Source organism: uncultured Thiodictyon sp., from assembly GCF_903828115.1.
Taxonomy (GTDB): Bacteria; Pseudomonadota; Gammaproteobacteria; order Chromatiales; family Chromatiaceae; genus Thiodictyon.
Genome location: NZ_CAIKKU010000389.1, coordinates 1 through 11,454, shown reverse-complemented (window position 1 = coordinate 11,454; position 11,454 = coordinate 1). Strand labels below are relative to the sequence as shown.

General features: G+C 67.6%; 2 protein-coding genes. Both read right to left on the bottom strand.

Annotation, left to right across the window (positions count from 1 at the left end; all coding sequences use genetic code 11):
- Positions 1-1,353 precede the first annotated feature (1,353 nt).
- Positions 1,354-9,930, bottom strand: a complete 8,577-nt coding sequence (locus QZY48_RS14360; RefSeq protein ID WP_295431849.1) for a glucoamylase family protein — start codon at positions 9,928-9,930, stop codon at positions 1,354-1,356.
- A 6-nt stretch (positions 9,931-9,936) separates the two neighbouring features.
- Positions 9,937-11,010 (bottom strand): DUF2333 family protein, encoded by a 1,074-nt coding sequence (locus tag QZY48_RS14355; RefSeq protein WP_295431846.1) that lies wholly within the window; start codon positions 11,008-11,010, stop codon positions 9,937-9,939.
- Positions 11,011-11,454 lie beyond the last annotated feature (444 nt).

Sequence of the window (11,454 nt, the reverse complement as noted above, 5' to 3'; positions counted from 1 at the left end):
TTAGCCGGTCGACGGCGCGTCAGCGCGCCCCGGGTCCGGCTAAAGCCTCGACCTCCGGTGTGAGACCGCGGGGCAGCGGCCGAAACGATGATCAAGCCCCCCGTGTCCTCGCTGTTACACTTGTTCACGGGTGCCCCCATCCTGCGGACCGATGCGTGGATCTCCCTGGTTACCGCGTGTTCTCAATGTCAGGCTCGACGCGGCCTGGGACCCCGGGTAGTACCCGTGCCGCTCGCCACCGCGCGACACGGATTGTTGCCTACCGGCGGGACAAAACCGTCGGCACTCACCAACTAAACTTTTCGGGGCTCAACACCTTCAAGGCCGGCTCCACCCGTTACCTTTGCACCTCGCCTGCGCATCAGCCTACGCATCGACGCGTCTGTTACCAGCCGCGCCGCAAGGCTCGATACTGGGCTCGCGGCTCACGATTACCCAGGCGGGGTTTCCACCCGCTAGAACACGCGGCCTTGCCAGGCCGCACTGTCCCCGGTTTCCTCCCCGGTTTCCTGCCGCCTTATTACTTGCAGGCATCGCAGTATTTTTTGTTGCTTACCAGGTCGAGACACATGTTCAGGATTCGTGCCTTTATCTTACGACCCATTCCCCGACTGCAAAGGTCCTTGAGGGCAACTCCACCCATGTGATTGTCCTTAATAACCCACTCGAAATTGCCGAGCCCATAATAAAACCATATGTCGTTTGGGTCACACATAAGGAATGGAAACGCATCATTTTTCTGGATAGGGCCCCTTTCTGCTATGTACGCGTGACCGTCGCAGTATTTGTCCTGCAAGCCTGCTGCTTGAAGGTTATTGGGAAAGATCACGAGGGCCGACAGCAGGCCTACCAAATAGGCCCATCGATCCCAGAAAAGCAGTCTGTTCTTGTTTCATTCTTGTTTTTGCAGAGTGGAAATGCCGCCGAGGGCCTTGGTCATAACTCCGCCCGCCGGCCTCGGGGCGCAGAGCGCCCAACACATGCGTGACACCGCTAGAGCGGTGTCACGAGGGGGTGGGCTGGGCGGATTTATGATCAAGGCCGCCACCGAGCCTGCGAGGCCAAAGTATAGCGCGGGCTGGCGCAGGGACGCAACGGCATCGCGGCGGCACGGGTGCGCGCGGCGCACCCTACGGGCTCGCCGGCCGGAGCGACGATCGAGACCGCCCGATGTCACCCCCTTTCAGGGTTAGCGATGCTCTTGCGTACAACCAGGGCGTTGCGCTGTCAGCTCACAGGTCTCGCCCCTGCGGGGCGTTGGGCTGTGCGGCCTTGGTCAAGAACCCGGGCATACCAACCCAGCCCTTTTGCGGATCAAGCCTCTGTCTTCGGGCGTCGGCGCCACTGTCGACCTCAGGCCCCTAATTCCACCCGCACCCGATGGACCCGCCCGTCGTCGACCAGCGGTATGCCGTGGCCGGGCGGGAGGCGCGCCCCGTCCAGGTCGATCCCGATGACCCCGTGCTCAATGGCGCCGGGGTTCTCGACACTGATGTCATAGCGGGTGCCGCCGTGGCGGTAGGTCATTCGGTAGCCGGGCCAGGTGCGGGGGATGCAGGGGTCGAAATGCAGGTGGCCGGCGCGTACCTGCAGGCCCAGGACCGATTCCAGACCGGCGCGATAGAACCAGCCGGCGGCGCCGGTGTACCAGGTCCAGCCGCCGCGCCGCGCGTGGGGCGGTTCGGCATAGATGTCGGCCGACAGGACATAGGGTTCGACCTTGTAGGCATAGGCGCCGGTGCGGCTGGCGGTGCGGGTGATGGGGTTTAGGATCCGCAGTAACTCCGCGGCCTGGTCGCCCTGGCCAAGTTGGGCATAGGCGATGACGGTCCAGACCGCCGCATGGGTGTATTGACCGCCATTCTCGCGCACCCCGGGCAGATAGCCCTTGATGTAGCCGGGGTCATGCTCGGTGAGGTCGAAGGGCGGGGTGAAGAGCAACACCAGGTCGTCGCCGTGGCGAATGAGATAGTCGTGTACCGAGTGCATGGCCCGCTGCGCGCGCTGCGGGTTGGCGGCGCCGCAGATGACGGCCCAACTCTGGGCGATCGAGTCGATCCGGCACTCGGCATTGGCGGCAGAGCCCAGCGGGGTGCCGTCGTCGTAATAGGCACGCCGATACCAGGCCCCGTCCCAGCCCTCGGCCTCCACCGCGGCCGTCAAGGCGGCGGCGTGAGCCAGCCAGTGCGCCGCCTGCCCGATGGCATCGCGTCCCTGCGCGAGCGGCGCGAACCGGGTCAGGGTATCGATCAGGAACCAGGCGAGCCAGACGCTCTCCCCCTTGCCCTGGTTGCCGACCCGGTTCATGCCGTCGTTCCAGTCGCCGCTGCCGATCAGCGGCAGGCCATGGACCCCGACCGCCAGGCTCAGGTCGAGCGCCCGCGCGCAGTGCTCGAACAGGCTCGCCTGCCGCTCGGAGACGCGCGGGTCGAAATAGGCGTCGTCCTTGCCGGTCGACACCGCCGGACCCTCCAGGAAGGGCAGCGACTCATCGAGCACGCCGGTATCGCCGGTGACCTCGATGTAATGGGCCAGGGCATAGGGCAGCCAGACGCGGTCATCGGAGAAGTGGGTACGCACACCGCGCCCGGTCGGCGGGTGCCACCAGTGCTGCACATCGCCCTCGAGGAATTGGCGCGCGGCTGCCCGGAGGATCTGTTCCCGGGCGAGATCGGGCCTGGTGACGACCAGTGCCATGGTGTCCTGCAATTGATCGCGGAAGCCGAAGGCCCCGCCGGCCTGGTAGAAGGCGGCCCGCGCCCAGACCCGGCAGCTCAGGGTCTGATAGAGGAGCCAGCGGTTCAGCATCAGATCCAGTGCGCGGTCGGGCGTCTGCACCTGGACCTTGCCCAGCACCGCGTCCCACTGGCGTGTCACCTCCGCCATGAGGGTCGGCACCGAGGTCGCCCGGAAGCGCCGCACCAGGTCGGCCGCGGCGGCGCGATCGGTCCCCTGACCCAGCAGGAAGACGAGTTCGACCTGGTCGCCGGGGCCGATGACGACCGTCGTCTCCAGCGCGGCGCAGGGGTCCAGGCCGGCGCCGGTGCGGTTTCTCAGGTCCTGGGAGCGGCGCAGGGCCGCCGGTGCCGCGAGGTCGCCGTTGCGCCCGATGAATTCGCCCCGGCTCCCGGTCCAACTGGTCTGGCGCCCGCCCAGGTCGGCGAAGGCGACCCGTGAGCCGAAGTCCTGGCTCCAGGGGTTGAGGGCGAACAGTGCGCCGGTCGCCGCATCGATCTCGGTGACGATATAGGGCGCGGTGACGCTGCGTGTGGCCCCGAGCACCCACTCCACATAGGCCGCCACCCTGATCCGGCGGGGCCGCGGTGAGTCGTTGCGCAGGGTCAGCCGGGAGACCTTGACCGGGTGGGCAACGGCAACGAATTGCAGCAACTCGCTATAGATGCCCAGTGAGGAATGCTCGAAGCGGCTGTAGCCCTGGCCGTGCCGGGCGATGTAGGTCGCGTGCTCGACCCGGATGGGTAAGGCGGTCGGGGTCCAGAGCTCGCCCGAGTCCTCGTCGCGCAGATAAAAGACCTCACCCGCCGGGTCGCTGACCGGATCATTCGACCAGGGGGTCAATTGGTTCTCGTGGCTGTTGAGACTCCAGGTGCAGCCGCCGCCGGTTTCCGACACCATGAAACCGAAGTCGGGATTGGCGATGACATTGATCCAGGGGGCGGGGGTCCATTGCCCCTTGTGCAGTACGATCACGTATTCATGGCCGTCGTCGGCAAAGCCGCCCAAGCCATTGAAGAACTCGAGCGTGGGCGGCAGCGGCGCACCGTTGGCCGCGGCGCTGCGCAGGGCGAGCGAGCCCCCCGTCGGCGGCGGAACGAACTCCAGGGCCGGGCGCTCGTGTCGGCGCAGTTGCTCGGCCAGGGTGCCGCGGCCGCTCTGCAGCACGGCGCGGGCGGCGGTCTTCAGGAGCAAGTGGTCGGCGTCCGTCAGCAGATCGGCCCGCAGGATGAAGATCGCCCCCTCTTGCCCGGGGCCCTGATGGGGGTTGACGCTCTGCCAGTCCCGTACCAGTCCCTCCAGCAGGTCCTGCAGGGCCTGGGCATAGGAGACCTCGCGCTCGTTTAAGATCACCAGATCCACCACGAAGCGTTTGAGCCGCCAGTATTCGTGGGCGCGCAGCAATTGGTCGACGATGGACCGGTGCTCCGGCTCGGTGATCCGCAGCAACAGGATGGGCCGGTCACCGGAGATCCCGAACTGCCAGAGTCCGGCGGCGCCCAGTTGATTCTGCTGCATCAGCCGGGCGGGCGGGCGCAGCGACGGATCGAGGAAGAGCAGGTGATTGGCCAGGGCCTGGAACAATTGCGCCTCGTCGCAGCGGATGCGCAGGTGGTGCAGTTGCACCTGGGCCTGGGTCCAGGCGAGCGCCGAGACCCGCTCGAAGGTGCCGTTCTGGTGGTACTTGTCGGCCAGTGCCTCCAGCGCCGCGCGCGAGGCGGCGGCCAGGGTGGTGAAGGTGACCTGGGCGGTCGCGCCAGGGGCGATGCGCAGGCGCGTGCGCAGGCTGAAGATGGGGTCCAGTACCGGGCCGACCGTGTTGCTGAGCGGTCGGCCGTCCAGCACCGCCAGCGGGGCACGCAGGGTCTGGCCGCGCCCGATGAAGCGGGCGCGGTCGGTCTCGTATTGGAGTCCGTTGACGGTATCGGTGCGCGACAGCAGGTGTGCCGCCCAGACCCGGGCGTCGTCCGGGGAGCGTGGCCGCCGCCGCGCCAGCAGTCCATGCACCCGCGGCAGAAACTCGGTCTGCACGAACAGGTTGGAGAAGGCCGGGTGGGCGATGTCGGACCGCAGGGGGGCGAGCACGAGCTCGGCATAGGAGGTCACTTCGATCTCGACCGTGCGGGGGCCGTTGTTGGTCAGGCGCAGGCGCCGGATCTCCGCGTCGTCCTCGGGTGAGACGAGGATCTCAAGATCGGCCCCGATGGCGCCGTCCCCGCGGGTGATGTGCACCCGGTCTTCGGCGAACACGGCCTCATAGCGGTCGGGAACCGCTGCCGTGGGCTGGTAGCCGGCGGACCACACCCGGCCGCTCTCCAGTTCGCGCAGATAGAGGAAACTGCCGCGGTCGTCGCGGGTGCTGTCTTCGCGCCAGCGGGTGATGGCGAGATCGTCCCAGGCGCTGTAACCGGCGCCGGCGGCGGTGACCATGACCGTGTAGCGGCCGTTGGACAGCAGGTGCGAGGAGGGGACGGCGGAGGTCGGTGAGGGGGTGCGCCGCACGTCCAGCTGCACGGTCTCCGCGGCCGCGGTCCGGGCCATGGCCAGGCGCGGGTCGCGGGTATCGGCGTCGCGCGGGCTGCGTTCCTGCAACAGCAGGTCGGTCGCCCGGATCAGGGGGATGCGATGGAAGCGGTGGCGCATCACCCCGTCGTGGACCACATTGTCGAGGGCGACCAGGGACATGCCCTGATGATGGGCCATGTAGCAGTGCACGACGGCGACCTGCTGGTCCAGGGCGTAGCGGGACGGGGTGAAATCCAGCGCCTCGAAAAAGCCATAGGTGCCCAGGGCGCCCAGGCGCTCCAGGTGAGCAAAGTTCTGCACCGCGCCATGGGGCTCGTACATGGACGCCAGGGCGGTGGCATAGGGCGCGATCACTAAGTTTTCGGCCAGTCCGCGCTTGAGGCCGAGCCCGGGCACGCCGAAGGCCGAATACTGGTAGGTGAGTGCCAGGTCGCGCTGATTGAAGGCGGACTCCGAGATGCCCCAGGGCACCCCCCGGGCCTGCCCGTATTCGATCTGGCGCTTGATGACGCGGCGACAGGTCTGGTCCAGCAGGCTGTAGCGCGGGGTGTAGTTGACCAGGGAGGGCATCAGGTACTCGAACATCGAGCCCGACCAGGAGAGCAGCGCGGCGCCGCCCTTGGTGCGCGTCATCCGGCGGCCGAGGTGGAACCAGTGTTCGTCCTTCACGTCGCGCTTGGCGATGGCGACCAGGCTGGTGAGACGCGCCTCGGAGGCGAGCAGGTCGTAGAAGCTGTCGTCCAGCGTGCCGTCCCCCGGCCGGTAGCCCAGCGTGAACAGGTGCCGCTTGTGGTCGTACAGGAAGCCGAAGTCCATCTCCATGCACAGTCGCTCGGCCGTCTCTGCCAGGGCCGCCAGGCGCCGTGCGAGTGCCGCCGCGCCGGCCCCGCTGTCGCGCCGCGCGCTCTCCAACAGGTCCCCGCGGTCACGGGCGAGTGAGCGGATGTCATCGCGCAGCAGCCCGGCCCATTGCGCCGCGTCCAGCTCCGGCGTGGCCGGTTGCGGCCAGCCCTGGTCCGCCGGCGGCCGGCCGCCCGCGTCGCCGCGTTCGGCGGCGTAGGCACCGGCGAGATCGAGCAGGGTCTCGGCACCCGCGCTAAGGCGTCCCCACGCGCCCGCGGCGTCCGGCCCCCCGGCCAGGTCCGTGCCCAGCGCGTCGGCGGCCTGTCGCACCTCCTCCAGGCTGACGGTCAGGGTGCGCCGCTCCGGTGTGAGCGTGGTCAGCGCGGCGGACAGCAGCGCATAGGTATCGCCAAGGCCGCGCCAGGCGGTCGCGTCGTCAAGGGGTTGGCGCGCCGCCTCCCGACAGCCTTCCGCCAGGGTCAGCAGGTGCCCGGCCAGGTTACCGCTGTCCACGGTGGACAGGTACGCGGGTTGGAGCACATGCAGGTCGCTGGTGTCGTACCAGTTGTAGAAGTGGCCGTGCAGACGGGGCAGCGCCGCCAGGGTGCCCAGGGTGGCCTCGAGCCGGTCGACGGCATCGCGCAGGCCGAGCCAGCCGAAGTCCCGGGCGGCGAGCACGGACAACAGATAGAGCCCGAAGTTGGTCGGCGAACTGCGCCGCGCGATGACCGGGTGCGGGTCTTCCTGGAAATTGTCCGGCGGCAGGTAATGATCCTGCACGGTCACGAAGGTCGTGAAGAAGCGCCAGGTGCGCCGCGCGATCAGACGCAACTGCACGGCATCCTGGGGACTCAAGGCCTCGCACGCGCGGGGCCGGGCCGGCAGGCTCAGGGCGTGGGAGTAGAGTGGGGCCAGCCACCACAGCAGCAGGAAGGGCGCGGCGCCGACGAGACCGGCGGGGTGGCAGAGTGCAATCACCGCCGCGGCGGCGATGACGACCGCGGTGGCATTGCGCAGGGGCCCGATCAGGGACTTCAGGGCGTGCCCGGAGCTCGTCTTGGCCTGCAGGGCGGTGACCCATTTCAGCAGGTGGCGGCGGGTCACGAGCAGCCGGAACAGGGTGACACCGATGGCATCGACCATGAGCCAGGCCTGTTGCGCGAGTAAGGCCAGCCCCACCAGTGCGTGGACCAGTCCCGCGAGCACATTTGCCCCCGTGGCGAGCAGGTGGGTGCGCAGTCGGGTGTCGGGTCCGGGCGGAATCAGCCCATGGGCCAGGGCGAAGAGCGCGGGCATCGCCAGGCCCGTCAGCACCAAGCCGACCAGCATGGCCGCCGGCGCGTCGGGGATGGCCCAGGCGGCGATCAGGGTCAGGAAGGCCCCGGGAGCGGAGAGCGAGCGGCGCAGGTTGTCGAGCATCTTCCAGCGCCCGAGGAACGGCAGATGATTGCCGCGCAGCCCCAGGATCCAGGGCAGCAACTGCCAATCGCCCCGGGTCCAGCGGTGGGAGCGGGAGTCGGCGACCGCGGTGTGGGAGGGAAACTCCTCGAAGAACTCCAGATCGCTGACCAGACCGCAGCGGGCGAAGACGCTCTCGAACAGGTCGTGGCTGAGCTGGGTGTTCTCGGGTACGCGCCCGGCCAGTGCCGCCTCGAAGGTGTCGACGTCATAGAGTCCCTTGCCGGAATAGGTCCCCAGTCCGAACAGGTCCTGGTAGACCTCGGAGACCAGGCTCGCATAGGCGTCCATGCCGGTGGCGCCGGAGAAGATCCGGTGAAAGAGTGAACACTCCCCGCGCAGCGGCAGCGTGGGCGTGACGCGCGGCTGCAGGATGCCGTAACCGGCGACCACCCGGCCGACGGCGGCATCGAAGACGGGGCGATTGAGCGGATGGGCGGCGGTGCCCACCAATTGGGTGACGACACCGATCGGCAGCCGGGTGTCGGCATCCAGGGTGACGACATAGCGGACCCCGGCCGGCGCGGCGGCGGGGACCCCGTCGAGCGGCAGAAAGGAGGTGTCGACGGCGCCGCGCAGCAGCCGGTTGAACTCATGCAGCTTGCCGCGTTTGCGCTCCCAGCCCATCCACTGGCCCTCGCCGGGGTTCCACAGGCGGCGACGGTGGAAGACGAAGAAGCGCCCGCCCCCGTACTTGGCGTTGAGTGCGGCGACCCCGCTGCGGGCGCAGTTGAGGAGCGGCGCGTCCGCGGGCAGGGTCTCCTGATCCGCGTCGCTCCAATCCGACAGCAGGGCAAACAGCAGTGCCCCCTCCGGATTGGCAAGGTATCGCACCTCCATCTGTCCAACCTGCTCCGTGACCCCTTCCAACGTCGTGAAGAGGGTCGGCACGACCACGAAGGTCTGCAGTTCCTGCGGGACGCCCGCGGTGAATTCGAGCCGCGGCAGGTGCCGCGGCGGCAGATAGGCGACCACGGCGCGATTGACCAGGCTGGTGGCGATATCCGAGGCGGGGAAGAAGGCGCACAGTGTGATCAGGGCGAGCGGCAGCCAACCGAGTCCGGCCGCCAGCCCGGCACTCAGGGGCAGCATGAGCAGCAGCAGGGTCGTCAGCACCTCGATGACGCTCGGGTAGGCCGGCCCCGCGTGCGCGACCACCAGGCGCAACAGCCGTTGCCGCAGGGTGGGCCGGGCCGCGAGCGCCCGCTCGAAGGCGCCACTGCCCCCGCCGATCAGATACCAGCCCGGATCATGGTGCAAGGCGTCGGGGTCGGCCGCGGCATCGGCCGCGGTGACCCGGCCCATGACCAGCTTCGCGACCTCAAGCTCCGTATGGGAGGAGCGGCGGGCCAGGGCCTCGACCGCGTGGCGATACCGGTCACGGGTGAGGAAATCCATCTCCGCATAGCCGTCGTGGGCGCGCAGGCAGGCATCGACCAGGCTCACCTGTTCCACGAATTGCGGCCAGTCGAAGGCGGAGATGGCCCTCATACTGGTAATGACGTTGCGTACCGTGGTATTGGCGGCGATCTGGTCGGCGTGTTCGCGGTAGACGATCCCGTCGAGCGTCTCGCCCTGGGCCGTCAGCCACTCGTTCAGAAAATCGATGGACGGTGCGGCACCGGGGTGCGGGTCGTGCAGCCGCTGCGAGATCTGCACCGCGTAGGATTGACGCAAGGCGGGGCAGGGGAGCCGGCCCAAGGTCGGCGGCATCAGCCGGTCGGTCTGCTCGGCGCCGCGCTCGACCTCGTCGACAAAGGCGTCGGCAAGGGTCCGTCCGGCCTGCGAGTCCCTGATGATCACCGCCAGGCGCCGCAGGTTCTCCAGCAGCAGGATGCGCAGCGTCGCCGGCAGCGCCCAGAGTTCACCCAGGGTGAGCGGCTCGATGCGTTGATAGGCATCGACGAACAGGGTCAGCAGCTCGGGGTCGAAGCGGCTGTCGGTATGCGCCACCAGGGCCCAGGCGATTCCATAGATCCGCGGGTAACCGGCCAGCACCCCGGCGGCCAGCTTGGGCAGTTCGCGATAATAGCCCTCCGGCAGGTGGACCCCGATATCATGGACCTGCTCCTCGATGACATGGAAGTTATCGAGCAGCCACTCCGCCGCGGGGGTGATGGCCCGCTGCTCGGCCGCCGCCGCCGTGATGGCGGCATAGGCCGCGCTCAGCACCAGGGCGTTCTCGCGCACGCGCGGCCTGAGCTTGTGACCGCCGCGGCTGGGGGGGGCGACCTCCTGCGCCTGCGCCAGACTCTGCGCATGTTCGACAAACCGTTCCGGGCTGAACAGCTCGAAGCGGATGGGGTCTTCCGCGCCGCCTGGTGCATCGAGCCGGACGCCGCCTCTGCGCTCTTGACTAGTGCCCATTATGTTCTAACCCTGAATCAGGAGGTTGCGCAGGTCGATGATCGCCGCGTTGGCGCGCGAGATATAGGACGCCATCACCAATGAGTGATTGGCCATCGGTCCGAAACCGGTACCATTGAGAATCATCGGGCTCCAGATGACGTCCTGGGTGTTTTCCAACTCACGGATGATCTGCTTGAGCGACACCACGGCGTTTTTGTCCTGGAGCACCGGGGCGAAGTCGATCTCCATCGCCTTCAAGCTCTGCAGCAGTGCCCAGGTGTAGCCGCGCGCCTCGAAGAAATAGTCATCGATTTTGAGCCAGGGGGTCTTGGTTACCGATTGGGAGGGGACCGGCGTCGACTGGCGGGCATTGGGGTCACCGGCCAGCGCGGTATCCAGATGGGCCTGGCCGACGGCATAGGACAGCCGTTGCCCAAGACTGCCCAGGCGCTTGCCGACCACTTGCAGGTAGGCCGTCAGGTTGTCGGCGCGGGCGAAGAATTGACCATTGTCCTGTTGGGCATCGCCCAGACGCAGCAGATAGCGCTTCAGCCCGGCGACACCCCCGCGATACTCGGACTCGGTTGACGGGAAGATCCAGGAGTCCGCATCGTAATTGAATTGCGGTTCGGCGATGAGCAGGTCGACGTCTTCCACCGATTGGGTCTGGGCGCGACTGAAGTCGTTGCGCAGCGCACTGCTGAGGTCGCGCAACTCGGTCAAGGCACCGAACTCCCAGTTGGGGATATTGTCCAGATAGACCCCGGGCGGGGTTATGTCATTGGTCAGATAGCCACCGGGCTTGTTCAGCAGCGTCTCGGCGATGCCGATGGCGGTGGCCGCGGTCACGGCCCCGGGGACCAGCTTCGCCGGGTCGTTGCCGACGAGGCCGAGGGCGTGTTGCCTGACATCGAAGGGTCCCGGCGAGCCCGACCACAGGATCCCCAGGACCGTGACGATCACGAGGTAAGTCATCAGGAACAGGCCGCTGGTCCACCATAGCCCCTTCTCCTTCCAGGTACTAGGGTTATAGAGCCGGGCGACCCGGGTGACCGTATGGCTCAGCCGGGGGGTGCGTGATGTGAGTCCGTCGAACATGCGAATCTCCATTGAGTTGGTTGAGCGCAAGGGTGCGGGCGCGAAGGACCGCGGGGGTTGGCGGGAGCGGGCCGTCCAGTGGGGACGGCAGGTCCCGGCCGTGGATCCAGTCCGGGCTATGGCCTTAAGGGCGCAACGGCCGCTGGATGGGGCCTTAGGTCGGAGTCTAGGCCAAATTCGGGGCTTGCTCGGTGCGTCGGCGTACATAGGGCGGTCGCGGCGGCGCTCGCGCGCCCTACGGGGGTAACCGCAGGTCGCGTGACCCGTAGGCTGGGTAGAGCGCAGCGAAACCCAGCAATCAACGGCTTAGGCGTATGATAACGATGGGCATCGCGCTCGCTCTGCCTATCCTGCGGGAAGATCTGCCCAGTCGTTGTCGTTGTCGTTGTCGTAATCGTAATCGTAATCGGAGAAACGATGCAATTTGGGGTGCGAGAGAATGCA

What these genes read in the sequence shown, in the direction of transcription:
- QZY48_RS14360 (WP_295431849.1), bottom strand. Translation starts at nt 9,930, where the DNA reads ATGGGCACTAGTCAAGAGCGCAGAGGCGGCGTCCGGCTCGATGCACCA.
- QZY48_RS14355 (WP_295431846.1), bottom strand. Translation starts at nt 11,010, where the DNA reads ATGTTCGACGGACTCACATCACGCACCCCCCGGCTGAGCCATACGGTC.